We start from the raw sequence: 25,379 nt of genomic DNA on the forward strand, positions 1-25,379 counted from the left end.
CCTATGTCGAATCTGTAGATACCGTGGATACAAAAACGCCGCTCCTGAGAGCGGCGTTTAGTGTACTGCAACCGATCAGTCGCGCACGTAAATGATTTCCGGGCCGTCTTCGTCGTCCTCGAAATCATCGTCCCAGGCGTCGTCGTCGTCGCCGATGTCGTGCACGCTCTTGACGCCAGTGCGACGCAGGGTACGGGCGTCGTCCAGGGCCTGCAGCTGGGCACGGGCTTCGTCTTCGATGCGCTGGTCGAGGTCGGCCAGCTCTTCGGCGTATGCCGGGTCGTTGGCCAGGCGGTCGGCGCGGTCTTCGAGGTAGCGCATCAGGTCGTGGCTGAGCTTGTCGGTGCCCTGCTTGGAGATAGCCGAGATCACGTAGACCGGGCCTTCCCACTCCAGGCGATCGATCACTTCCTGAACACGCTCATCACGCTCGTCGTCCATGACCATGTCCGACTTGTTCAGCACCAGCCAACGCTCACGCTCGGCCAGCGACGGGCTGAAGCGGGTCAGTTCGTTGACGATCACTTCAGCGGCATCGGCCGGGCTGCTTTCGTCCAGCGGCGCGATGTCCACCAGGTGCAGCAGCACGCGGGTACGCGCCAGGTGCTTGAGGAAGCGGATGCCCAGGCCGGCACCGTCGGAAGCGCCTTCGATCAGGCCGGGGATGTCGGCGATGACGAAGCTCTTCCAGCGGTCGACGCTGACCACGCCCAGGTTTGGCACCAGGGTAGTGAACGGGTAGTCGGCCACTTTCGGCTTGGCCGCCGAAACCGAACGGATGAAGGTGCTCTTGCCGGCGTTTGGCAGGCCCAGCAGGCCAACGTCGGCCAATACCTTCATTTCCATCTTCAGGTCGCGCTGGTCACCCGGCTTGCCTGGAGTGGTCTGGCGCGGCGCACGGTTGGTGCTGGACTTGAAACGGGTGTTGCCCAGGCCGTGCCAGCCGCCTTGGGCGACCATCAGCTTCTGCCCGGGGGTGATCAGATCACCGATCACTTCCTGGGTCGAGGCGTCGATCACGGTGGTGCCGACCGGTACGCGCAGGAACAGGTCATCGCCCTTCTTGCCGGTGCAGTCGGTGCTGCCGCCATTGGAGCCGCGCTGGGCTTCGTGGTGACGGGTGTAGCGATAGTCGACCAGGGTGTTGAGGTTTTCGTCGGCCACCATGTACACCGAACCACCGTCACCACCGTCGCCGCCGTTGGGGCCGCCGTTCTCGATGAACTTCTCGCGGCGGAAGCTCATGCAACCGTTACCGCCGTCACCGGCTTTGACCCGAATGGATACTTCGTCAACAAACTTCATTGGAAACCGCCTCTCGCCTGCGGGCGAGTTGAATACTGAAAAACCTGAGGCTCTTGCAAAAATGAGCGCGGCGGCCCCGTACGACCGTAGAAACCCACGCCGGCAGCCCATACAAACAGCTTTGCAAGAGGCTCACCACAAACGAAAAAGCCCCGTCGCATGACGGGGCTTCTGGAGCGACGTCGCGATTAAGCGGCGACGATGCTCACGTAACGGCGCATGAACTCGCCTTTCTTCTCGAACTTGATCACGCCTTCGATCTTGGCGAACAAGGTGTGATCCTTGCCCATGCCAACGCCGTAGCCAGCGTGGAATTCGGTGCCGCGCTGACGGACGATGATGTTGCCTGGCTTGATAACCTGGCCGCCATACATCTTCACGCCAAGGCGTTTCGATTCTGAGTCGCGACCGTTACGAGTACTACCACCAGCCTTCTTGTGAGCCATGGTTCAATCTCCAAATAAATTCAGGGGAACCGGGCGATTAAGCCTGGATACCGGTGATTTTGATCTCGGTGAACCACTGGCGGTGGCCCATACGCTTCATGTGGTGCTTACGACGACGGAACTTGATGATGCGAACCTTGTCGTGACGGCCTTGCGAAACGACTTCGGCAACCACTTTAGCGCCGGCGACGACTGGTGCGCCGATGGTGACTTCTTCACCGTTGGCAACCAGCAGAACGCGATCGAAGGTCACGGATTCGCCAGTGGCGACTTCCAGTTTTTCGATCTTGAGGAATTCACCTTCAGCGACTTTGTACTGCTTGCCGCCGGTAACGATTACTGCGTAAGACATGGTATTTCTCCGATAATCCTGCTCACCCAGCGCTTTATATGATGAGTATTGGCTGGCATGGCTGCATGGGGCTGGAACGGCCCTGTGCAATTGCGTAAGGCAGGTGCTGCCCAGGAAGTTAGGGTGCGCGATTGTACGCAACCCAGGTTTTGCTTGCAAGTCCCGGCCCCGGGCGGCCGGCACCGCGCCTTGACACACCGGAACCCGCGACCTAGCATGCCGCGCAACCTCACTGGAGCAGCCGATGCAACCCCAAACCTTCTACCGCGCGGTAGCTGAAGATTTCAGCGCCGTCGACGAGATCATCAAGAAGCAGCTGACCTCGCGCGTGCCGCTGGTATCGAAGATCGGCGACTATATCACCTCCGCCGGGGGCAAGCGCCTGCGTCCGCTGCTGGTCCTGCTGTGCGGCAAGGCCCTGGGCCGCGAGGGCGCCGACCTGCGCCTGCTGGCCGCGACCATCGAATTCCTGCACACCGCCACCCTGCTGCACGACGATGTGGTCGACATGTCTGGCATGCGCCGTGGCCGTTCCACCGCCAATGCCCTGTGGGGCAACGCGCCAAGCGTGCTGGTGGGCGACTTCCTCTATTCGCGCTCGTTCGAAATGATGGTCGAACTGGGCTCGATGCCGGTCATGCAGATCCTCTCCAAGGCCACCCGGGTAATCGCCGAGGGCGAAGTGCTGCAGCTGTCGCGGGTACGCGATGCCAGCACCACCGAAGAGGTCTACATGGACGTCATCCGCGGCAAGACCGCGATGTTGTTCGAGGCCTCGACCCACAGCGCCGCAGCGCTGGCCGAAGCCAGCGAAGAGCAGCGCGAAGCCCTGCGCACCTTCGGCGACCACCTGGGCGTGGCCTTCCAGCTGGTCGACGACCTGCTCGACTACGAAGGCGATGCCGAAGCCCTGGGCAAGAATGTCGGCGACGACCTGGCCGAAGGCAAGCCTACCCTGCCACTGATCTACACCATGCGCGAAGGCACGCCTGAACAGGCTGCACTGGTGCGCAAGGCGATCCAGAAAGGTGGCCTGGAGGACCTGGAGCAGATTCGCGAAGCCGTCGAGGCCTCGGGCGCCCTGAAGTACACCGCCGAGCTGGCGCGTGACTACGTCAAACGCGCCATCGCTTGCCTGGAAGTACTGCCAGCCAGCGAATACCGGGATGCGCTGGTCGAGCTGAGCGAGTTTGCCGTCGCGCGTACTCACTGACAGGCCGAGTCGCCATATTCTTCGCGGGCAAGCCCGCTCCCACAGGTACTGCACACGCCTCAATGGCCGCGCAAATTCTGTGGGAGTGGGCTTGCCCGCGATGCTTTTGTCCGGACAAAAACACTTCGTGCGCAAAACCTCATACAATGTGGGCTTTTAACCGCCCGTCTGTTTTAAGGATCCGAAGTGAGCACTCTGCCTCCCTGCCCCAAATGCAACTCCGAATACACCTACGAGGATGGCACCCAGCTGATCTGCCCGGAGTGCGCCCACGAGTGGTCGGCCAATGGCGAAGCCGAAGCCGCCAGCGATGACGTGGTGAAGAAGGATTCGGTCGGCAACGTCCTGCAGGATGGCGATACCGTTACCGTGATCAAGGACCTCAAGGTCAAGGGCTCGTCCCTGGTGGTCAAGGTCGGCACCAAGGTCAAGAACATCCGCCTGTGCGATGGCGACCACGACATCGACTGCAAGATCGACGGCATCGGCGCCATGAAGCTGAAGTCGGAATTCGTGCGTAAGGTCTGATTACAAAATCCGCCAATTGGCGCTTGCTATTCTGATAATAAGAATTATTCTCATTGGAACCGCTTTCCAAGGAGAATAGCCATGACTTATCTGATCGACGCCTGGCTGGACCGCCCCCACCCTTACCTGCGCATCCTCCACCGGGAAACCGGTGAGGTGTGCGCGGTGCTCGAAGAAGAAGCACTGGACGAACTGCGCGACCAGGGAGACCTGGATCTGTACGGGCTGAATTCGAGTGAGCCAGTGGTGCTCAAGGAGCTGGTGCGGAATTTGTTTCTGTTCTGCTATGCACGGGCATTGCGCCCTGGGGGAACCGACTGGAATTGAGGCTGGCAGCGCCGGCCACTTCGCGGGCAAGTCGGAGCGGCGGTTCGGCGCCCCGACTTGCCCGCGAATGGGCCGCAAAGCGGCCCTAGCGGTATTACAGAACGTCGAGCAGCTCGACGTCGAACACCAGGACGCTGTGCGGCGGGATGCTACCAACTCCTTGGGCGCCGTAGGCCAGCTCGCTTGGCACGTACAGGCGCCATTTGCTGCCGGCGTTCATCAGCTGCAGGGCTTCGGTCCAGCCGGCGATCACGCCACCAACCGGGAATTCAGCCGGCTGACCACGGTCGTAGGAGCTGTCGAACACGGTGCCGTCGATCAGCGTGCCGTGGTAGTGGGTGCGCACGTTGCTTTCGCGGGTCGGCTTGGCGCCTTCACCTGCGGTCAGCACTTCGAACTGCAGGCCCGAAGCCAGGGTGGTGATGCCGTCACGCTTGGCGTTCTCGACCAGGAATTCCTTGCCAGCGGCAGCGGCGGCTTCAGCCTTGGCGGCAGCTTCGGCTTGCATCAGGTCGCGGATGACCTTGAAGCTGGCCGACAGGTCGGCTTCGCTGACGCGGCTATCGGCGCCGTTGAAGGCGTCGGTCAGGCCGGCCAGGATGGCTTCCAGGCTCACGCCTGGTGGCGGGTTGTCACGCAGCTGGCCGCCCAGCTGACGGCCGATGCCGTAGCTGACGCGAGTTTCGTCGGTAGACAGGTTGAGTTCGGACATTGTCGTGCTCCACTGCAGGGCGCAGTGCAGCCGCGCCCTTGATGAAAAGGGCGAGCAGCCTAGCACACTGGGGCGCCGCGAGCAGCTACCAGGCCGAACGCTGGGAAATCGGCACCTTCAGGTCTTCTTCCGGGTGCGTGCCCATGCCGCACATCTCGTCCTGCACCGACCAGTGCACGAGGTTCATCGACACCATCGGGATGGTCTGCAGCAACTTGCGCGCATCCTCCACCGAGTGCACGCGCAAGCGCTCACCGCGGGTATCGGACAGGGGGTGGGGATGGCCTTTGACCCGGGCCTCGAGGAGATAGTCGCCACCTTCGATGGCGATCAGGTTCACTTCGTCGACATGGCCGGCCCTGGCCTCGGTATTGAGCTGATGCAGGTTCATGAGAGCACCTCGCTTTGGGAACCACGCATGAGTGCTCATTTTTTGTACGGATCCAGAGATTGCACAAGGCATTCCTGACGCCGCTCGTCAGTTGAACGCTGCGCACGCCCTGCAGGAGCGGCCTTGCGTCGCGAACGGGCTGCGCGGCAGCCCCGGTTTTTCAGCTTCGCAACAGATATTGCCGGGGCCGCTTTGCGGCCCTTTCGCGACGCAAGGCCGCTCCTACAAGGAGTGCGCCAGCCGTCAGTGCTTGGTCAGCTTGTCCAGGTAGCCCATGCAGAAGGCCGAGACCACGAAGGTCATGTGGATGATCACGTACCACATCAGGTAATCAGTGGAGATGTTCTGCGCATCCATGAACACCCGCAGCAGATGGATGGAAGAAATCGCCACGATCGAAGCGGCTACCTTCATCTTCAGCGACGAAGAGTCCATCTTGCCCAGCCAGTTGAGTTTCTCCTTGCTCTCGTCGATGTCCAACTGCGAGACGAAGTTCTCGTAACCGGAAATCATCACCATGACCAGCAGGCCGCCAACCAGCGACATGTCGATCAGCGACAGGATTACCAGGATCAGGTCGGCTTCGCTCAGGGCGAAGACGTTGGGCAGGACGTGGACAACTTCCTGGAAGAACTTCAGCGCCAGGGCCAGCAGGCCGAGGGACAGACCGAAGTAGATGGGAGCGAGCAGCCAGCGCGAGGCATACATCGCGTTTTCGAGAATACGTTCCATGGAGGGTTTTGGACTCGTCAGGTGACTGGAAAATCGGCCGCGAGTATAGCCAGCCACCTGTGACAGCAAAAGCCTGCGGCTGGATGCCGCACCGCCAGGAATGTGTTCAGGTTTCAGGGTGGAACTGATAATCCCCCAGGTTCCGGCAGCGCTCGCCGTTGATCCGCCGCAGCTGAGCCTGCAAGTGCAGGCACCAGATCTGTGGATCATCGGCTACCTGGTACCCATGCAGGGTCAGGCTCTCGACGATGGCACTGAGCACGGACTCGGCCACCATCGGCCCATGGAACGGTCCCTGGGCCTTGATCGCCGAAGGTTGTTCACCGGCCATGCCGGCGGCAAACAGCAAGGTCCACATGCCATTGTCGCCGGCCAGTGGGCGGATGCTGCATTCGATACGGGTCACCAGGCCCAGGCACTGGCGAGTAAGGCTGAGGTTGCGCATGGCCGCGTCCCCCTCCAATAAGCCCTGTTCAGCCTGAAAACCAGGCTGTTTCCATCCTGAACCCTGATACCGTCCTTAAGTTCCAGCATAGAAGAACAGCACAGAAAGATGGAAAACCGGCGCTGAACGGTAGCACATGGCCGCCAGCGCCGTTTTATTGACTCAGGCCGGTTTGGCCTGGGCAATCACCTCTTCCAGGCGTTCCTTTTCTGCCTTCTCGATTTCTTCCTCGCTGATCATTTCGGCAATCTCACGCAGGCGCTCGACCACTCGGGCGTTGACGCTGCCCTCGGTAAACACGCCCTCTTCGTTGAGCTCGCCCGCATCCTGGCCCACCAGCAGGCTCAGCGCCTCGTCAGCCTGGCTCACGGCATAGACGTGGAACATGCCGTTCTCCACCGCCTGCAGCACGCGCTCGTCGAGCATCAGCGTGGCGACGTTGGCGCGCGGGATGATCACCCCTTGCTCGCCCGTCAGGCCACGTGCCTCGCAGAGGCGGAAGAAGCCTTCGATCTTCTCGTTGACCCCACCCACCGCCTGCACTTCACCAAACTGGTTGATCGAGCCGGTGATGGCGAAGCACTGCTTGAGCGGCGTGCGCGACAACGCCGAGATCAGCGTGCACGCTTCGCCCAGCGACGCACTGTCGCCATCGACATAGCCGTAGGACTGCTCCAGAGCGATGCTCGCGGAAATCGCCAGGGGGAATTCCTGGGCATAACGGCTGCCCAGGTACCCGGTGAGGATCATCACCCCCTTGGAGTGGATCGGCTGGCCGAGGTTGACCTCGCGCTCGATATCGACGATGCCGCTGCCGCCCGGGTAGACGGTGGCGGAAATGCGCGCCGGCATGCCGAACGCCGAGTCGCCGACTTCCAGCACGGTCAGGCCGTTGCACTTCCCGATGGCTGCGCCTTCGCTGTCGATCAGAATGATGCCGGCGAGCATGTCATCGAGCACCCGCTGCGAGACACGCCCGGTGCGCGTGGCCTTGGCCTTGAGCGCACGCTCGATGTGCCCGGCGTCGGTCATCTCGTCGCTGGCCAGCTGGCGGATGAAATCGGCCTCGCTGACCAACTGGAACAGGTCACCGATGCGTGCCGACAGGCGCGACTGGTTTTCCGCCAGCCGTGCGCTGTAGGTGGCCAGGCGCGCCACCGCATCGCTGGTCAGCGGCGCCATACCTTCTTCATTGGTGCGGGTGCGCAGCAGCTGGGCAAACTGCTCGAGGTTCTCGTCGACCATCGGCATGTCTTCGTCGAAGTCGACCAGCACCCGGAACATCTCCTGGAAGTCCGAGTCGTGGTCCTGCAGCGCGTAGTACAGCTGGCGCGAACCGATGATCACCAGCTTGACGTTCAGCGGGATCATCTGCGGCGTCAGGCTGACCGTGGCGACACGCCCCAGCTCGCCCAGCGGCGACTCCATTTTCAGCTTGCGCGATTGCAGGGCACGCTTGAGGGCGTCCCAGACGAATGGCTCGCCCAGCATTTTCTCAGCTTCGAGAATCAGGAAGCCGCCATTGGCGCGGTGCAACGCACCTGGGCGCAACTGCCGGTAGGAAGTGTACAGCGCCCCTTGGTCGGTGCTGTATTCGATGCGGCCGAACAGGTTGTCGTAGGTCGGGTGCGGCTCGAACACCACCGGCGCACCACCGTCAGCGTGGTGGCCGACCACCAGGCTCGGCGCGTACTGCTCTTCGAGCAACTTGCGCGCAGCCGCGTCGGTCTTGCTGTCTTCAACCAGCTGCTCGACCACGGTACGCAGCAGGTTGAGCTGCACGGACTGCAAGTAGGCGCAGACAGCCGCGTTCTCGGCGTACTTTTCCGACAGCGGCGCCAGCAATGGCTGCAGGGCCAGGGTGATGGTTTCTTCGTTGAGCTGACGCAGCTGGTTGTTCGACTCGCGTTTCCATTGCGGCAGGCTGGCCAGTTCCTCGTTGAGGCGCTCTTCGAGCAGGGCGATATCCTCATGGAACTGCTCGCGGACTTCTTCTGGCAACTGGGCGAATTCGGCTTCGTCCAGCGCCTTGCCGTCGGCCATCGGGGTAAAGGCGACGTTGCTGGCATCGCGGTACAGGGCCACGTCCTTTTCCAGCGAGGCGCGCTCGATCACATCCAGGGCACGGTCGTAACGCTGGTTGAAGGCGCGGTCGATGGCGCCCTTTTTCTGCTGGTACGACGGGTGCTCGAACACCGCCGGGAAGGTTGACAGCAGGTTGTCGATCAAGCCGCCCATGTCGCTGATGAACTCGGCCGCGCTGCCAGAAGGCAGCTCCAGTGCACGCGGCTCGCGGGTGTCGTCGAAATGGTTGACGTAGAGCCAGTCGGCCGGGGTCTGCTGGCGCTTGCCCTCGGCCTTGAGGTAGCGCTTGACGAACGAGAAGCGACCGGTGCCTGGCTCGCCCATCACATACACGTTGTAACCAGGGCGCGGCATGGCCACGCCGAACTGCAGGGCCTCGACAGCACGCTCCTGGCCCAGGACTCCGCGAAACGGCTCCAGATCGTCGGTATTGGTAAAGGCAAACTGCTCGGGGGAGAAACGCCGGGTCAGGGCTTCAGGCGCGAGACGCAGGCGCGCAGCGACAGGATCGGGCATTGGGTTTCCTTACTTCGGCGGGGCAGATACGCAGCATTCTGGCGCTGCCCGCGCGCGCCTTGCAAGGCTCCACGGGACTTTATGTCGCAGCTGCGACGCTGTCATGGACAAGCAAATTTTTCGCAATCAACAACGCAACCTTTAGATCATGCCTAAACTCCAAGCTGCGCGGGTGGGTGAAACGCTTTCCCGACCTGGCAACCGCGTTGCCAGACAACCCTGACCCTTGGTTAAGACAAAGAGAACAATGCTATGAAACGGATTCTTCTGGGTACTCTGTTCACCGTGGTCTCGCTCAACGCCCTCGCCGAAGCGCCGGGCGGCCCGAACTGCGGCTGGGGCAACATGCTGTTCGAAGGCCAGCGCGGCACGCCGGCCCACTTCCTGGCTTCCACCACCAACGGCACCTCCGGCAACGCCACCTTCGGCATGACCTCCGGTACCAACGGCTGCTCGACCAAGGCTTCGCTGACCTACGGCGGCAAGTCCTGGTTCGCCATGAACGGCATGATGAACGAGCTGTCGGAAGACATGGCCATGGGCCAGGGCGAAGCCCTGACCACCTACGCCGTGGTCCTGGGTGTGGCGCCGGAAGATCGCGGCTACTTCGCCTCGGTCACCCACCAGCACTTCAACCAGATCTTCAGCAGCGCAGACGTGACTGCCGAAACAGTCCACAGCAACACCCTGGCTGTTCTGAAGAACGACCCACGCCTGGCCAAATACGCCACCGAGGCCTGAGTGCAGCTGCTCCCGCCCCTCACGGGGCGGGTTTCGCCTTTTTTCGGCATCGTTAAGAAGTAGTTGCCCGATATGCTCAAACGCCTCGCTTCCCTGGCGCTGTTTGCCTGCGCCCCCGTATATGCCATGCCCGTGCTGGACCCAGGCCGTATCCAGCAACTGGCCAACACCCCTTACTGGATTGCCCTGGGCCACTACGAAACTGCCAAGCTCGGTGGCTGGCGCAGCTATGTGGACGATGACGCCTTCTTCCTCGCCGAGGACGGTGCACACCACCCCGACCAGGAGCTCAAGGCCACCGTCGAAGCGCTGTATGCACCTGCCAGCCTGGGTGACAAGCACGCCCAGTGCGTATTCCCCGCGCGTACCCGCTGGCTGCGTGAACAGCTCGGCCTGCAAGGCCTGCCGCAGCCGGACTGCCAGGAATTCAAAACCTGGTACCAGTCGATCGACCCGCACAGCGCGGCGCTGATTTTCCCGGCGGCCTACCTGAACAGCCCGTCATCGATGTTCGGCCATACCCTGCTGCGCATCGACCAATCCACCACCCGCAGCGACGACACCACGCTGCTGAGTTACGCGATCAACTTTGGCGCCTACATCGAAGGCAGCGACAACAGCATCCTGTATGCCTGGAAGGGCCTGATGGGTGGCTACCCTGGCCTGTTCGCGCTGATGCCTTACCAGGAAAAGCTCTCCGAGTACCGCAGCCTGGAGAACCGCGACCTGTGGGAATACCAGCTGGACCTGACGCCGGAAGAAACCGGGCGCATGGTCGAGCATGTCTGGGAGCTGAAGCAGATCCAGTTCGATTATTTCTTCTTCGACGAAAACTGCTCCTACCGGCTGCTGGAGCTGTTGCAGGTGGCGCGGCCGAGCCTGGACCTGACCTCGCAGTTCCCGCTCACCGCCATCCCCACCGACACGGTTAAAGCGGTGAAGCAGTCCGGCCTGGTGGCCAGCGAGACCTACCGCCCGTCACGCGAACGCGAGCTGCTGGCCCGCGCCGAGCCGCTGGACCATGACGAGAAGCGCCAGGTACTGGCCGTCAGTGCCGATACCGCGCAATTGCAAAGTGCCGAATTCAAAGCCCTGCCCCGCGAGCGCCAGGCGCTGGTGCAGGATGCCGCTTACCGCCTGGAGCGCTACCGGGCCAACGGCCAGGAGCGTGACCCTGGGCAGGCCAAACGCAGCTTCGAGCTGCTGCGGGCGATCAATAGCAACCCGCCGCCAGCGTTGCAGATCGAACGCCCTGGCTTGCCTGAGGACGGCCATGACTCGCGCATCTGGCAACTGGGCGTCGGTACCCGAGAAGACCGTGCCTACGCCGAATATGGCCTGCGCATGGCCTACCACGACCTCAACGACAACGCTTATGGCTTCCCGCTGGGCGCGCAGATCGAGATCCTGCAACTCAAGGTGCGCCAGTACGAAGGCAACGACTGGCAGGTACAGCGCCTGGACCTGGCCACCATCCGCTCGCTGACGCCGCGCAACGAGTTGCTCAAGCCTTGGTCCTGGCAAGTGGCCGGAGGCCTGGAGCGGGTGCCAGGCAAACACGACGACGAGGTGCTGGTGAGCCATGTGAATGGCGGCGCCGGCGGCACCTGGCAACTGGCCGATGGCTTGCTGGGTTTTGCCCTGGGCACGCTGCGGGTCGAACACCACAACGACTTCGCCCAGTTCATCGCCCCGGCGACAGGGTTCAATGGTGGGCTACTGTGGCGCAACGGCCTGGGCAACATGACGCTGGAGGCCAAGGGCGATTACTTCACCAATGGCGAGGTGCGGCGCAGTGTGAGCCTGAACCAGCAGTGGGAGATTAGCCAGAACCTGGGGCTGAGGTTGAGTGCTTCGCGCCAGTTCAGCCACCTGGCGACAGCGCAGAATGAAGTGATGCTGGAGCTTAAGTGGTATCACTACTGACACGGCACTTGCAGGAGCGGCCTTGCCGGGACGCCGGATCGGTCGGAAAGGGCCGCATAGCGGCCCCGGCGATATCAGCTTGAATGCAGAAATTCTGGGGGCTGCTGCGCCCCCCTTTCCGACCGGTCCGGCGTCCCGGCAAGGCCGCTCCCACATTGATCGCATGATGGCCGACAGATGTGAACCAACCGACTCTTTGACACTGTTTTGACAGCTCCCCGACAAATCGCCACCTAGACTTTCCGGTATCTCCCCAAAGGTCCAGGTGGTCATGTCGCGGTACTGGTTCGGCTTGTGCATTGCGTTGTTGCTGGCGGGTTGCGAAACCACCCACGATCAGATGGTCAACCACGGTTATCCCCCCGCCTACGCCGACGGCTACCAGGACGGTTGCAGCAGCGGCCGCCAGGCGGCTGGCCTGATGGTTGGCGACTTCAAGAAGGACGTACCGCGCTACCTGCACAATCGCCAGTACGAAACCGGTTGGGACGATGGTTTCCGCCAATGCCACGCGATGCAGAACAGCGAGGAGCAGCGCCAGTACCATGAGCGCTTCTGGGACGAGCGTGACCGCGAATGGCAGCAGGAGAAAGACCAGGGCGCCGCCCGTGCCTACCGCCGCTGATTTTCACGGCGCCTGCGTCGCAAACTGACATCCACTGAAACCGCCAGCCTGCCATGCTGGTCTCCAGTACAAGGAGGCCATTGCATGAGCCGTGCATTCGTCAACGAAGACCAGGCCGCCGCCCAAGCCGACCAACCGGTAGAGCGGCGCGTCAGCGAGCAGCCCAATTACGTGACCGCCAGCGGCCTGCGCCAGCTGCAACAACGCGTGAGCGAACTGAATGCCTTGCGCAGCGAGTTGCAGGCCGAGGGCGAGCGCGGCGACAAGCAGCGCCTGGCCGATGCCGAGCGGGATTTGCGTTATTTTAGCGCGCGGGTGCAGAGCGCGCAGGTGGTGCCGGCCGCGACTTCACACAGCAAGGTACAGATTGGCAGCCGGGTCAGGTTCGTCGACGAGCAGGGCCAGGAGCAGGTGGTGCAGCTGGTGGGCGAAGATGAGGCGGATGCCGGACGCGGGATGATCAACTGGGGGTCACCACTGGGGCGGGCGCTGCTCGGGGCCGGGCCTGGGGATGAAGTGCTGTGGCGGCGGCCGGCGGGGGATCAGATGATCGAAGTAATCGAGATCGGTTGAGGCCTTGGGGCTGCTTCGCAGCCCATTCGCGACGCAAGGCCGCCCCTACAGGGATCGCGGTCCCTTGTAGGAGCGGCCTTGCGTCGCGAATGGGCCGCAAAGCGGCCCCAGCAGTCTCGGATCAGACCACGCCCTGAGCCAGCATGGCATCGGCAACTTTCACAAAGCCGGCAATGTTTGCACCCTTGACGTAGTTGACCTTGCCATCGGCCTCTTGACCGTAATGCACGCAAGCATGGTGAATCGACTGCATGATGTTGTGCAGCTTGCTGTCCACTTCACCGGCGGTCCACAACAGGCGCATGGCGTTCTGCGACATCTCCAGCCCCGATACGGCCACGCCGCCGGCATTCGATGCCTTGCCAGGGGCGTACAGGATGCCAGCCTCGATGAACAGGTCCACGGCAGCCAGGGTGGTCGGCATGTTGGCACCTTCTGCCACACAGATGCAGCCGTTGCGCAGCAGGGTGCGGGCGTCTTCGATGTCCAGTTCGTTCTGGGTGGCGCACGGCAGCGCGATGTCGCACGGCAGGCTCCACGGCGTCTGGCCCTTGCGGAATTCCAGGCCGAACTGGCCAGCCAGCTCGCTGATGCGGCCGCGCTTGACGTTCTTCAGCTCCATCAGCGCATCCCACTGGGCATCGGTCAGGCCGGCTTCGGCGTACAGGGTACCTTCGGAGTCGGACAGCGAAATCACCTTGCCACCCAGGTCCATGACCTTGCGTGCAGCGTACTGGGCGACGTTGCCGGAACCGGAGATGGCCACGCGGCGGCCGTCGATGCGCAGGTCCTGGCGCTTGAGCATTTCTTCAGCGAAGTACACACAGCCGTAGCCGGTGGCTTCAGGGCGGATCAGGCTGCCGCCGTAGGTCATGCCCTTGCCGGTCAGCACCGAAGTGAACTGATTGGCCAGGCGCTTGTACTGGCCGAACATGAAGCCGATCTCGCGGGCACCAACGCCGATGTCACCGGCCGGCACGTCGCAATCGGCGCCGATGTGGCGGTACAGCTCGCTCATGAAGGCCTGGCAGAAGCGCATGACTTCAGCATCGCTCTTGCCTTTCGGGTCGAAGTCCGAGCCACCTTTGCCGCCGCCCATGGGCAGCGAGGTCAGGGAGTTCTTGAACACCTGTTCGAAGGCCAGGAACTTGAGCACGCTCAGGTTCACCGACGGGTGGAAGCGCAGGCCGCCCTTGTAAGGGCCGATGGCGCTGCTCATCTGGATGCGATAGCCGCGGTTGACCTGGACCTTGCCCTGGTCATCGACCCACGACACGCGGAACAGCACGGCACGCTCAGGTTCGACCATGCGTTCGAGGATACCGGACTGCAGGTAGTGAGGGTTGGCTTCGAGGAACGGCCACAGGGTGCGCAGCACTTCTTCCACAGCCTGGTGGAATTCCGGTTGGCCCGGGTCGCGTTGCTGCAGGCGTGCAAGGAAATTGTCGACAGATTCGATCATGGTAGACATCTCACCAAGAGGATTGGACTTATTGGTTTTTTCTGGAATGTACCAAGAAGCAATCGCACCGGAATAGGGCGAAATGTCGTTTTTTTGAAATTATTTGGTGCGTTTTATATAAATGTATACAAAATCACCCTTCAGTGGTGGCCTCTTCGCGGGTAAACCCGCTCCCACAGGTGTCATGCAAACCTTGGGTACAGCGCCTTACCTGTGGGAGCGGGCTTGCCCGCGAATGAGGCCAACAGCACTTTCCAGCCAGGCACAAAAATGGGGCCGCTAAGGGCCCCATTCTTGTGCATCAGAAAACCGGCTTACTGGGCCAGCTTCTTGTGCCGTACACGGTGCGGCTGGGCAGCGGCATCGCCCAGGCGCTTCTTGCGATCGGCTTCGTACTCGGTGTAGTTGCCCTCGAAGAACACCACGTTCGAGTCGTCTTCGTACGCCAGGATGTGAGTGGCCACACGGTCCAGGAACCAGCGGTCGTGGGAAATCACGATGGCGGCGCCCGGGAAGTCCAGCAGGGCTTCTTCCAGCGAACGCAGGGTTTCGACGTCGAGGTCGTTGGACGGTTCGTCGAGCAGCAGGACGTTGCCGCCCTCCTTCAGGGTCAGGGCCAGGTGCAGGCGGCCACGCTCACCACCGGACAGGTCCTTGACGAACTTCTGCTGGTCGCCACCCTTGAAGTTGAAGCGGCCGACGTAGGTACGCGACGGGATCTCGTAGCTACCGATGCGGATCTGGTCGGAACCGTCGGAGATCTGCTGGAACACTGTCTTGGAACCGTCGAGGTCTTCGCGGCTCTGGTCCACGCAAGCCAGCTGCACGGTTTCGCCGATCTCGATGCTGCCCGAGTCCGGTTGTTCCTTGCCCATCAGCATGCGGAACAGGGTCGATTTACCGGCACCGTTACCACCGATAACGCCGACGATGGCGCCTTTTGGCATGGCGAACGACAGGTTGTCGATCAGCACGCGATCGCCGTAGCCCTTGGTGACGTTCTTGAACTCGATGACCTTGTCGCCCAGGCGCGGGCCGGCCGGGATGTAGATCTCGTTGGTCTCGCTGCGCTTCTGGAATTCCTGCGACTGCATTTCCTCGAAGCGCTGCAGACGGGCCTTGGATTTGGACTGGCGGGCCTTGGCGCCTTTGCGCACCCACTCCAGTTCCTCTTTCATGGCCTTCTCGTGGGCGCTCTGCTGCTTGGATTCCTGCGCCAGGCGGTCCGACTTGGCTTCCAGCCAGCCCGAGTAGTTGCCTTCGTACGGGATACCGGCGCCGCGGTCCAGTTCGAGGATCCAGCCGGCGACGTTGTCGAGGAAGTAACGGTCGTGGGTAATCGCTACCACGGTGCCCGGGAAGTCGTGCAGGAAGCGCTCCAGCCAGGCTACCGAGTCGGCGTCCAGGTGGTTGGTCGGTTCGTCGAGCAGCAGCATGTCGGGCGCCGACAGCAGCAAGCGGCACAGGGCCACACGGCGCTTCTCGCCACCGGACAGGTGTTCGATGCGGGCATCCCAGGCCGGCAGGCGCAGGGCGTCGGCAGCGACGTCCAGCTGACGCTCCAGGTTGTGGCCGTCAGCGGCCTGCAGGATGGCCTCGAGCTTGGCCTGTTCGGCGGCCAGCTTGTCGAAGTCGGCATCCGGCTCGGCGTAGGCAGCGTAGACCTCGTCCAGGCGAGCCTGGGCGTCCTTGATCACGCTGACGGCTTCCTCGACCACTTCACGCACGGACTTGTTCGGGTCCAGTTGCGGTTCCTGTGGCAGGTAACCCACGTTGATGTCGGGCATCGGACGGGCTTCGCCGTCGAATTCCTTGTCGACGCCCGCCATGATCCGCAGCAGGGTCGATTTACCGGCGCCGTTCAGGCCGAGCACGCCGATCTTGGCGCCTGGGAAGAACGACAGGGAAATGTTCTTGAGAATTTCCCGCTTCGGCGGCACGACCTTGCTCAGCCGATGCATGGTGTAGACGTATTGAGCCAAAACCAAGCCCTCTAATCAGATAGGTAAAGACATCGACGATCGCCCCGGCAGTGTGGCCAGGGGGATGTGTTTACGGGGTGTATTGAACAAAGTCGACCATTCTACGCCAACGCGCGGCGTTGCACAGGGTGGTCGGACGGTGGGGTGGGAGCGGTGTGATCCAGAAGGGGCTTTTATTGCCCGTGCCGGCCCCCTTCGCGGGCAAGCCCGCTCCCACAGGTACAGCACATGATTGAAGCCTTATGCAGTAACTGTAGAACCACTACAGCCCAGGACTCAGGCCTCATGCTGTAACGGTATAGCCACAGGTACAGCTCAAGACTCAGGCCTCGCGCAATACCTGTGGGAGCGGGCTTGCCCGCGAAAGGGCCGGCATGGCAGCCGCAGATGGCTCAGACGTGGCGCTGCTTGCCAGCCTTGCCCCGCGGCAGGCGGCAACGGTCGCCCTGCTCGGCCAGGCGCGCGGCATAAGCGGCCTTGACGCTGAAACCACCACTGCGGGCCGGTTGCTCGGCAACCTTGGCAGGCTTGGCTGCAGCAGGCGTGCTCACCACCTTGCTTGCCGGCTTGACGGCAACGGCCGCTGGCGCTGCTTCTACCGCCGGCACCGCCCCCTTGGCGGTCTTGCGCAGTTCAGCCAGCGATGGCGTCTTGTTTTTCGAGGCCGCAGCCGCGTCTGGTTTGACCAGCGAGCGCTGGCACGATTTGCAGGATACGTCCGCGGTCACGGCAGTGCTGACAAGGGTCTGACTGCTGCGCCCACAGGCGGAATCGAGGCCATTGGTGGAAAAGTGAGTAACCAAAACCGAACATCTCCGATGCGTTGTCATTGAAGCGGGCGGCATTCTCGCACAGGATGCAGGGTCTTGCCGAACGGGCCGGCCGCACCACGACCATCGGTGGCGGACAACAGGGCTGGCACATTGCCATAATCACAGGCATGCTAGCCCGTTCGGATGTCCGGCTTTATAGTGCGCCGCCGCGGTCCAGGCTTGTGCAGATACCGGCATACACCGTGCATGTTCCCACCCTGCCATCGCCAGCCCAATCGCAGGACCAACGCTTGACCAATCTCAATCATCCGACTCTGCTGCGCCCCGCTTCGACGGCCCCAGTCGCTTCGCTGCGTGGTTCGGTCAAAGGTGCGCTGGCCCTGCTGGCCTTGATCCTGCTGGGTTTGCTGCTGTGGCAACTGTTCTCGCAGTTCCGCCACACCCAGGCCGACCAGCGCCAGATGAACCTGGACGCCAGTGCCGAACTGGCCGACCACCTGAGCCTGAACATGGCGCTCAAGGCCCAGCAGGCCCTGAATGTGGTCCAGCCCTACGTCAAAGCACCGACGCCCGCCGCCCTGCCGAGCCTGTTGGCAACCCTGCGCGAACGCCTACCCGCCTTGCGCGACGTGGCCTGGCTGGACCATGCCGGGCAACTGCGCAGCGACAGCCTGGCCGGCAGCCCCGACCGCCAACTGATTGACGAACTGGTCGGGCTGAACCAGGGCCGCAACTACTACTTCGCCAACGCGGCGGATAACCGCACCATCTACCTGCTGTTGCGCCAAGCGGCCGAACAGGACCGTGGATACTGGCTACTGCGCCTGTCCCCTGACTATTACCAGGCGCTCACCGTGCACCTGGACGGCCCCGGGCACCCGCTCTGGCTGCTGGAAAACAGCCGCAGCGGCGAGGTACTGGAGCGCCACGCCCCGGTACAGACCAGCGGTGAACCGCTGCAAAGCGTGATGCTCGCGTTCATCGACAACAGCGCCTGGCAATTGCGTGGCCTGTTCGACGCAGGCCTGGCCCAGCAGAAACTGCTGCCGGCACTGATCGGCAAGTGCCTGCTGGCGCTGTTCTGCGCCCTGCTGCCGGTGCTGGCACTGATCAATATGCGCCGCCGCCAGCGCGCCTTGCAGGAAGACCGCCGGCGCTACCACGAAATCTTCGAAGGCACGGGCGTAGCGTTGTGTGTACTCGACCTGTCGAGCCTGCCCGGCCAGCTCGACCGCTATCACCTGCGCAACCTGGCCGGGCTCAAACAGAGCCTGGCGCTGGACCCTAACCTGCGCCGCTCGCTGCTGCTGGAACTGAAGATCACCGAGATCAACCAGGTGGCGCGCCAGCTGCTCAACGTCGAGTGCCACGAAGGGGCCTGGCAACGGCTGATCGACGGCAGCGGTGTGGGCCGCGACAGCATCGGCATGCAACTGATCGACGCCTTGATCGAGCAACGCCCGTCGCTGGAACTGGAAGTGCGCCTGCCGGCACCGCTGGGTGGCGAACTGCACCTGTGGCTGATGGCGCGCCTGCCGCAACAGCGTCGCGACTACCAGGCGGTGATCCTCAGCATCAGCGACATCACCAGCCGCAAGCAGGTGGAGTTGTCGCTGCTGGAGCGCGAAAGCTTCTGGTCCGACGTAGTGCGTACCGTGCCCGACCAGCTGTACGTGCAGGACGTGCACAGCCAGCGGATGATCTTCAGCAACCGCCACCTCGGCCAGACGCTCGGCTACGACCGCACCGAGCTTGCACAGATGGGCGACCGCTTCTGGGAGTTGCTGCTGCACCCTGAAGACGCCGCGCACTACCAGGCTTTGCGCCAGCAACAGCGCGACAGTGCTCACGCCCAGTCGCTGCACACTCAGTTGCGCTTCCGCCACCGCGACGGCGGCTGGCGCTGCTACGAAATCCGCGAGCAGGTGCTGACCCGTGACGAAGATGGCCTGGTCACACGCATCATCGGCGTGGGCAAGGATGTCACCGTGCAGATCGAGGCCAGCCAGTCGTTGCGCGACAGCGAGCAGCGCTACCGCATGCTCGCCGAAAGCATCAGCGACGTGATCTTCTCCACCGACAGCCGCCTGCAACTCAACTACCTCAGCCCCTCGGTACAGGCCGTGCTGGGCTACCAGGCCGACTGGATCTTCGACAACGGCTGGCAGTCGATCATCGCCAACCCCTCCCAACTCACCGGCATCTACAGCCTGATGGAGCGGGTCAGCAAGGCCATGGGCGACAGCGAGCAACTGGCACAACTGCGCAGCCAGCTGCCGACGCAACTGTTCCTGTTCGACTGCCTACGCGCCGATGGCCGCAAGATCCCCATCGAATTGCGCCTGGTGCTGGTGTGGGACGACCAGCAACGCTTCGAGGGCGTGCTCGGCGTGGGCCGCGACATCAGCCAGCAACGCCGTGCGGAAAAAGACCTGCGCATGGCCGCGACGGTTTTCGAACACTCCACTTCGGCGATCCTCATCACCGACCCGGCCGGCTACATCGTGCAGGCCAACGAAGCATTCAGCCGGGTCAGTGGCTACGCGGTCAGCGACGTGCTCGACCAGCTGCCGGCCATGCTGGTGGTCGAGGACCAGCAGGAAAGCCACCTGCGCTACGTGCTCAAGCAACTGCACCAGCGCGGCAGCTGGGAGGGCGAAGTGTGGCTCAAGCGCCGCGACGGCGACCGTTACCCGGCCTGGGTCGGCATTACCGCGGTACTCGACGACGAAGGCGACCTGGCCAGCTATGTATGCTTCTTCACCGACATCAGCGAGCGCAAGGCCAGCGAACAGCGCATCCACCGCCTGGCCTACTACGACGCCCTGACTCACCTGCCCAACCGCACGCTGTTCCAGGACCGCCTGCATACTGCGCTGCAGCAGGCCGAGCGGCAGAAGTCGTGGGTGGTGCTGATGTTCCTCGACCTCGACCGCTTCAAACCGATCAACGACTCCCTTGGCCACGCCGCGGGCGACCGCATGCTCAAGGACATGGCCCTGCGCCTGCTGGCCTGCGTCGACGATGACGACACCGTGGCGCGCATGGGCGGCGATGAATTCACCTTGCTGCTGCAGCCCCGCGCCACCCGCGAGATGGCCCTGAACCGCGCCATCCACGTGGCCGAGAGCATTCTTGGCAGCCTGGTGCGGCCGTTCGTGCTGGAAGGCCGCGAGTTCTTCGTCACCGCCAGTGTCGGCATCGCCCTCAGCCCGCAGGACGGCAACGAGCTGAGCCAGCTGATGAAGAACGCCGACACCGCCATGTACCACGCCAAGGAGCGCGGCAAGAACAACTTCCAGTTCTACCAGACCGAAATGAACGCCAGCGCCCTGGAGCGCCTGGAGCTGGAGAGCGACCTGCGCCACGCGCTGGAACAGAACGAGTTCATCCTCTACTACCAGCCGCAGTTCAGCGGTGACGGCAAGCGCCTGACCGGCGCCGAAGCGCTGCTGCGCTGGCGCCACCCGACCCGCGGCCTGGTGCCGCCGGGGGACTTCATCCCGGTGATCGAAGAACTGGGCCTGGTAGTGGATGTCGGCGACTGGGTGCTGCGCGAGGCCAGCCGCCAGCTCAAGGTCTGGCACAAGAACAAGGTACGCGTGCCGAAGGTGTCGGTGAACATCTCGGCGCGGCAGTTCTCCGACGGCCAGCTGGGCACGCGGATCGCCACCATCCTTGAGGAAACCGGCCTGCCGCCGGCGTGCCTGGAGCTGGAGCTGACCGAGAGCATCCTGATGCGCGAGGTCAACGAGGCGCTGCAGATTCTGGCCAGCCTGAAGAACCTCGGCCTGAGCATCGCGGTCGACGACTTCGGCACCGGTTATTCGTCGCTGAACTACCTCAAGCAGTTCCCGATCGACGTGCTGAAGATCGACCGCACCTTCGTCGACGGCCTGCCCGAAGGCGAGCAGGATGCGCAGATTGCCCGGGCGATCATCGCCATGGCGCACAGCCTTAACCTGGCGGTGATCGCCGAGGGCGTGGAGACCCATGAGCAACTGGAGTTCCTGCGCGAGCATGGCTGTGACGAGGTGCAGGGCTACCTGTTCGGGCGGCCGATGCCGGCCAACCAGTTCGAGGCGCAGTTCGCCAACGAAACCCTGTTCATGTTCCAGTGATGACGCGCTCCTTGTGGGAGCGGCCTTGCGTCGCGAAAGGGCTGCAAAGCAGCCCCAGTCAGTTGTGCTGCGCTGCATAGATCCTTGGGGCCGCTGCGCAGCCCTTTCGCGACGCAAGGCCGCTCCCACAACGATCATGTCCGATGCTGAGACTTCCACCTCTGAAACCGGACTTTCGGGTCAACTCCCAACCCCAGCCAGCCCAGACACGGCGCGGGATGCAACATGAGCCCCATTGGTCCGCGACTTGATGCCAGTTCATATGCCAGGCGCGGATCAATCGGTTAGAATGCCCCCCCAAATTACCCCGATCCTTGAGGACCGCCATGTTCAGCCGTGATTTGACCATTGCCAAGTACGACGCCGAGCTCTTCGAAGCCATGCAGCAAGAAGCCCTGCGCCAGGAAGAGCATATCGAGCTGATCGCTTCGGAAAACTACACCAGCCCGGCAGTCATGGAAGCCCAGGGCTCGGTCCTGACCAACAAGTACGCCGAAGGCTACCCAGGCAAGCGCTACTACGGTGGCTGCGAATACGTCGACGTGGTCGAGCAACTGGCCATCGACCGTGCCAAGGAACTGTTCGGCGCTGACTACGCCAACGTCCAGCCGCACGCTGGCTCGCAAGCCAACGCCGCGGTCTACCTGGCCCTGCTGTCGGCCGGTGACACCATCCTGGGCATGAGCCTGGCCCACGGTGGCCACCTGACCCACGGCGCTTCGGTAAGCTCGTCGGGCAAGCTGTACAACGCCATCCAGTACGGCATCGACGGCAACGGCCTGATCGACTACGACGAAGTCGAGCGCCTGGCGGTCGAGCACAAGCCGAAGATGATCGTTGCCGGCTTCTCGGCTTACTCGCAGGTCCTGGACTTCGCCCGCTTCCGCGCCATCGCCGACAAGGTCGGTGCCTACCTGTTCGTCGACATGGCCCACGTTGCCGGCCTGGTTGCCGCTGGCGTGTACCCGAACCCGGTGCCATTCGCCGACGTGGTCACCACCACCACCCACAAGACCCTGCGCGGTCCACGTGGCGGCCTGATCCTGGCCCGTGCCAACGCCGACATCGAGAAGAAGCTGAACTCCGCCGTCTTCCCGGGCGCCCAGGGCGGCCCGCTGGAGCACGTGATCGCCGCCAAGGCCATCTGCTTCAAGGAAGCGCTGCAGCCTGAGTTCAAGGCTTACCAGCAGCAGGTCGTGAAGAACGCCCAGGCCATGGCCGAAGTGTTCATCGAGCGTGGTTTCGACGTCGTTTCCGGCGGCACCCAGAACCACCTGTTCCTGCTGTCGCTGATCAAGCAGGAAATTTCCGGCAAAGATGCTGACGCTGCCCTGGGCAAAGCCTTCATCACCGTTAACAAGAACTCGGTGCCGAACGACCCACGTTCCCCGTTCGTCACCTCGGGCCTGCGTTTCGGCACCCCAGCCGTCACCACCCGTGGCTTCAAGGAAACCGAGTGCCGCGAACTGGCCGGCTGGATCTGCGACATCCTGGCTGACCTGAACAACGAAGCGGTGATCGACGCCGTACGTGAGAAAGTCAAGGCCATCTGCAAGAAGCTGCCGGTCTACGGCAACTGATTGGCGAAAGCCTGATGTGAAAAAGCCCGGCCTGGTGCCGGGCTTTTTCATGCCTGCCGCCAGGCTCCGGAACTGCTTCCGGATGGGCTGAGCGAACCAGGCCGCCTAACCTGCCGCCTCCTCTGAAAACGAGCAGGAGGCTACACATGGCGAACCACAAAAACCTATCCTTCACTGCCACGCTGCTGGTCAACGGCCATCCGCTTACCGTGCTTAGCGAAGCGGCAGCAGGCATCATCGAGGTGCCCCACCCCGACTCAAGCCTGGGCTCGATGGATGTTTCCCAGGCACTCGGGGTATTGAGCAGCCCGGACGAAGCCTGGGATGCCGCCCGCGAAGCCGGGCACGTCAATTTCCACCTCACCGGCGAAATGTCCACCCCCCGTTTCTACTTCCGGCACAGCGAGCAAGGCTACCGCCTGTACATCCGTGGTGGTGCGCATGACGGGCAAGCTGTGTTCAAGAGCAAATATGGCGTTGCCAGCGTTGCCCCGGTGGCCAGCGCCGCCCCTTCACCATGGCTACTGCGCCTGGCCCATACAGGACAAATCGTCACCCTCGCCGACCTGGCCAACGACTTTGCCATCCTCAACTTCGAATGCGCGGCAAGCGGGCAAGCCCTGGCCACCAACCTGATCGCTGACGGTGAAGGCGGCTACCTCATCACCCGCAGATCAGTGCCTGCTACATCCTTACGCCTGAACATCATCGAGCGCGGAGTTGATTGGGCTCGCCGCTGATCACTACCACTTTCTCAAGGAGGCCAGCCATGGCTGACCACGTCGCATTATCTTTCACCGCCACTCTGCAGGTCGCTGAGGCGCCGATCAACGTTCTGGGCCACATGACCACCGGGCCCGTCACGTTGGCGAGCCCGCACCAGGTGCCGGCATACGCCGTTGAAGGTGCCACCACCCTCGGCATGTTGAACGGCACCGACTCGGACTGGCATCACGGCCAGGAGATCGGGCTGATCACATTCGAGCAAGCCCCCCAGCCAGCGGCGTTGTTACTGTACTTCCGCCATGGCGAAGCGGGTTATCGCATCTATCTGCGCAGCGGCCCCCATTTTGGCGAAGGTGTGTTCACCACCGACGATGGCCTGGTGAACGTACAACCGATCAAAGCAAAAGACCCAAGCCTGTGGACGCTGACCGATGCACAGACGGGTGAGGCATTCGACCTGACGCAGCTTGAAGACGGCCGCAGGGAAATTCAGCTGGCAAGCGCGGACGGGCATCCACTGGAACTCCACAATCTTTACCCAGTAGGGGGCTTTCTGGCTTGTTACCCGGCTGCAAGCCAAGGGACCTTGAGCCTGATCATTCACGAACGCGATGTCGATTGGCTCAATCCGGCCTGATTTGCCGTGCTCACGCCATCAGAGCTGGCGCAATCTCTATGGAAGCGGGCTCACCCGCCACTGTTCGCGGGTGACCCTGGGCCCCTACCGGTGCATGCAAAGCATGCAGCCCCCATTGTCACGTATTAACCTGTGCCACCCTAAGCGCAACAAGCCACAGGCCCCGTCTTGACCAGAGAGCAACTCGAAACCCACCAGATCCCGGTCTACTTTGCCGCAGTACTTGCAGCGATCGCCTTCGGCCTGCTGGCCAGCGATAGCGCCCGCCACCTGCAAAGTCTGGTCACCCCTGCCATCGCCGTGCTGATGTACGCGATGTTCCTGCAAATTCCCTTCCTCGACCTGCGTCAGGGGTTGGGCAACCGCCGCTTCATGGCCGCGCTGCTGCTCGCCAACTTCATTTTCGTGCCATTACTGGTCTGGGCCCTCACGCGCGGCCTGGCCGACCACCCGGCGGTTCTCATCGGCGCCCTGCTGGTACTGCTCACGCCATGCATCGACTACGTGGTGGTGTTTACCCACATCGGCAAAGGCGACTCGCGCCTGACCCTTGCCGCCACACCCGTACTTTTGCTGGTGCAGTTGCTGCTACTGCCGGTGTACCTGGCCTTGATGCTCGGCGACAGCAACGGTGTCACCATCAGCATCGCCCCGTTCATTGAAGCCTTCATGCTGCTGATCGTGCTGCCAATGCTCCTCGCCGTGCTCACTAGCGCCAGCGCCCGACGCTCCCGCGCGGTATCGGCCTGGAACGACGCCTGGGCATGGATGCCGGTACCGGCCATGGCATTGGTGCTGGTGGCGGTGATCGGTTCGCAGATTGCCGTGGTGTTGCGGGACTTCGACCAGTTGCTGCCGGTGATCCCGGTGTATGTCGGCTTCATGCTGCTAGCGCCGCTGCTCGGGTTTGTTTCGGCACGGCTGCTGCGCCTGCCAGTGACCGAGGCACGCTCGGTGACCTTCAGCGCTGCAACGCGAAACTCGCTGGTGGTGTTGCCGTTGGCGCTGGCATTGCCAGAGGGCCTACGTGGGCTGGCAGCGGCTGCCGTGATCACCCAGACGCTGGTGGAACTGGTGAGCGAGTTGATTTACGTCCGCGCCATTCCGGCGCTGATACGACCCCGGTAGGCCATTACGCAATCGTTGTAGGAGCGGCCTTGCGTCGCGAAAGGGCTGCAAAG

General features: G+C 62.7%; 23 protein-coding genes. 12 read left to right on the plus strand and 11 right to left on the minus strand.

What is annotated here, in order from left to right; all coding sequences use genetic code 11:
• Positions 1-75: 75 nt before the first annotated feature.
• The 3 genes from cgtA to rplU form a co-directional block, all read right to left on the minus strand.
• Positions 76-1,305 carry an Obg family GTPase CgtA gene (gene cgtA / locus BUQ73_RS22780; RefSeq protein ID WP_079229782.1) on the minus strand — a complete coding sequence of 410 codons (1,230 nt, stop codon included), beginning with the start codon at positions 1,303-1,305 and terminating at the stop codon, positions 76-78.
• A 188-nt stretch (positions 1,306-1,493) separates the two neighbouring features.
• Positions 1,494-1,751, minus strand: a complete 258-nt coding sequence (gene rpmA, locus BUQ73_RS22785; protein ID WP_003247464.1) for a 50S ribosomal protein L27 — start codon at positions 1,749-1,751, stop codon at positions 1,494-1,496.
• Between the two features lie 37 nt (positions 1,752-1,788).
• Complete coding sequence (gene rplU, locus BUQ73_RS22790) at positions 1,789-2,103, minus strand: 50S ribosomal protein L21 (protein ID WP_003247466.1); 315 nt, start codon at positions 2,101-2,103, stop codon at positions 1,789-1,791.
• A 244-nt stretch (positions 2,104-2,347) separates the two neighbouring features.
• Between rplU and BUQ73_RS22795 the strand changes: the two genes are divergently transcribed.
• From BUQ73_RS22795 to BUQ73_RS22805, 3 genes are all read left to right on the plus strand, one after another.
• On the plus strand, positions 2,348-3,316 hold the full coding sequence (locus tag BUQ73_RS22795; protein WP_027918268.1) for a polyprenyl synthetase family protein: 969 nt from the start codon (positions 2,348-2,350) through the stop codon (positions 3,314-3,316).
• Positions 3,317-3,502: 186 nt separating this feature from the next.
• A complete protein-coding gene (locus tag BUQ73_RS22800; protein WP_043208469.1) occupies positions 3,503-3,844 on the plus strand; it encodes a zinc ribbon domain-containing protein YjdM in 342 nt (113 codons plus the stop codon).
• Between the two features lie 81 nt (positions 3,845-3,925).
• The gene (locus BUQ73_RS22805) at positions 3,926-4,171 is read left to right on the plus strand and encodes a hypothetical protein (protein ID WP_060512530.1); all 246 of its coding nucleotides are present in this window, start codon (positions 3,926-3,928) and stop codon (positions 4,169-4,171) included.
• Between the two features lie 94 nt (positions 4,172-4,265).
• Here BUQ73_RS22805 and BUQ73_RS22810 read toward each other — a convergent pair whose 3' ends face one another.
• The 5 genes from BUQ73_RS22810 to BUQ73_RS22830 form a co-directional block, all read right to left on the minus strand.
• Positions 4,266-4,883 carry an FKBP-type peptidyl-prolyl cis-trans isomerase gene (locus BUQ73_RS22810; RefSeq protein WP_079229783.1) on the minus strand — a complete coding sequence of 206 codons (618 nt, stop codon included), beginning with the start codon at positions 4,881-4,883 and terminating at the stop codon, positions 4,266-4,268.
• An 85-nt stretch (positions 4,884-4,968) separates the two neighbouring features.
• The gene (locus tag BUQ73_RS22815) at positions 4,969-5,274 is read right to left on the minus strand and encodes a DUF6482 family protein (protein WP_079229784.1); all 306 of its coding nucleotides are present in this window, start codon (positions 5,272-5,274) and stop codon (positions 4,969-4,971) included.
• A gap of 243 nt (positions 5,275-5,517) precedes the next feature.
• Positions 5,518-6,006 (minus strand): TIGR00645 family protein, encoded by a 489-nt coding sequence (locus BUQ73_RS22820; protein ID WP_003247486.1) that lies wholly within the window; start codon positions 6,004-6,006, stop codon positions 5,518-5,520.
• Between the two features lie 106 nt (positions 6,007-6,112).
• Positions 6,113-6,451 carry a hypothetical protein gene (locus BUQ73_RS22825; protein ID WP_079229785.1) on the minus strand — a complete coding sequence of 113 codons (339 nt, stop codon included), beginning with the start codon at positions 6,449-6,451 and terminating at the stop codon, positions 6,113-6,115.
• A gap of 162 nt (positions 6,452-6,613) precedes the next feature.
• On the minus strand, positions 6,614-9,052 hold the full coding sequence (locus BUQ73_RS22830; RefSeq protein ID WP_079229786.1) for a Lon protease family protein: 2,439 nt from the start codon (positions 9,050-9,052) through the stop codon (positions 6,614-6,616).
• Between the two features lie 252 nt (positions 9,053-9,304).
• Here BUQ73_RS22830 and BUQ73_RS22835 point away from each other — a divergent pair, with 252 nt between their 5' ends.
• The 4 genes from BUQ73_RS22835 (at position 9,305) to BUQ73_RS22850 (ending at position 12,917) form a co-directional block, all read left to right on the plus strand.
• A complete protein-coding gene (locus BUQ73_RS22835) occupies positions 9,305-9,793 on the plus strand; it encodes a DUF3015 domain-containing protein (RefSeq protein ID WP_054887210.1) in 489 nt (162 codons plus the stop codon).
• A 72-nt stretch (positions 9,794-9,865) separates the two neighbouring features.
• Positions 9,866-11,719: a DUF4105 domain-containing protein gene (locus tag BUQ73_RS22840; protein ID WP_079229787.1), complete on the plus strand. Its 1,854-nt coding sequence runs from the start codon at positions 9,866-9,868 to the stop codon at positions 11,717-11,719.
• A 271-nt stretch (positions 11,720-11,990) separates the two neighbouring features.
• A complete protein-coding gene (locus BUQ73_RS22845) occupies positions 11,991-12,344 on the plus strand; it encodes a hypothetical protein (protein WP_060484560.1) in 354 nt (117 codons plus the stop codon).
• An 84-nt stretch (positions 12,345-12,428) separates the two neighbouring features.
• Complete coding sequence (locus BUQ73_RS22850) at positions 12,429-12,917, plus strand: GreA/GreB family elongation factor (protein WP_079229788.1); 489 nt, start codon at positions 12,429-12,431, stop codon at positions 12,915-12,917.
• A gap of 121 nt (positions 12,918-13,038) precedes the next feature.
• Here the strand turns inward: BUQ73_RS22850 and gdhA are convergent, their stop codons facing one another.
• The 3 genes from gdhA to BUQ73_RS22865 all read right to left on the minus strand — a co-directional run bounded on the left by gdhA (position 13,039) and on the right by BUQ73_RS22865 (position 17,164).
• A complete protein-coding gene (gene gdhA, locus BUQ73_RS22855; RefSeq protein WP_079229789.1) occupies positions 13,039-14,379 on the minus strand; it encodes an NADP-specific glutamate dehydrogenase in 1,341 nt (446 codons plus the stop codon).
• A gap of 314 nt (positions 14,380-14,693) precedes the next feature.
• On the minus strand, positions 14,694-16,361 hold the full coding sequence (ettA, locus tag BUQ73_RS22860; protein ID WP_027918256.1) for an energy-dependent translational throttle protein EttA: 1,668 nt from the start codon (positions 16,359-16,361) through the stop codon (positions 14,694-14,696).
• Positions 16,362-16,753: 392 nt separating this feature from the next.
• The gene (locus BUQ73_RS22865; protein WP_079229790.1) at positions 16,754-17,164 is read right to left on the minus strand and encodes a hypothetical protein; all 411 of its coding nucleotides are present in this window, start codon (positions 17,162-17,164) and stop codon (positions 16,754-16,756) included.
• 260 nt (positions 17,165-17,424) lie between these two features.
• Between BUQ73_RS22865 and BUQ73_RS22870 the strand changes: the two genes are divergently transcribed.
• The 5 genes from BUQ73_RS22870 (at position 17,425) to BUQ73_RS22890 (ending at position 25,326) form a co-directional block, all read left to right on the plus strand.
• On the plus strand, positions 17,425-21,255 hold the full coding sequence (locus BUQ73_RS22870) for an EAL and GGDEF domain-containing protein (protein WP_079229791.1): 3,831 nt from the start codon (positions 17,425-17,427) through the stop codon (positions 21,253-21,255).
• Between the two features lie 326 nt (positions 21,256-21,581).
• Positions 21,582-22,835: a serine hydroxymethyltransferase gene (glyA, locus tag BUQ73_RS22875; protein WP_027918253.1), complete on the plus strand. Its 1,254-nt coding sequence runs from the start codon at positions 21,582-21,584 to the stop codon at positions 22,833-22,835.
• 146 nt (positions 22,836-22,981) lie between these two features.
• Positions 22,982-23,575, plus strand: a complete 594-nt coding sequence (locus tag BUQ73_RS22880; RefSeq protein WP_079229792.1) for a hypothetical protein — start codon at positions 22,982-22,984, stop codon at positions 23,573-23,575.
• Positions 23,576-23,604: 29 nt separating this feature from the next.
• Complete coding sequence (locus BUQ73_RS22885; protein ID WP_079229793.1) at positions 23,605-24,198, plus strand: hypothetical protein; 594 nt, start codon at positions 23,605-23,607, stop codon at positions 24,196-24,198.
• A gap of 168 nt (positions 24,199-24,366) precedes the next feature.
• On the plus strand, positions 24,367-25,326 hold the full coding sequence (locus BUQ73_RS22890; RefSeq protein WP_079229794.1) for an arsenic resistance protein: 960 nt from the start codon (positions 24,367-24,369) through the stop codon (positions 25,324-25,326).
• Positions 25,327-25,379 lie beyond the last annotated feature (53 nt).

The sequence above is a fragment of the Pseudomonas putida genome (genome assembly GCF_002025705.1).
GTDB classification, from domain to species: Bacteria; Pseudomonadota; Gammaproteobacteria; order Pseudomonadales; family Pseudomonadaceae; genus Aquipseudomonas; species Aquipseudomonas putida_J.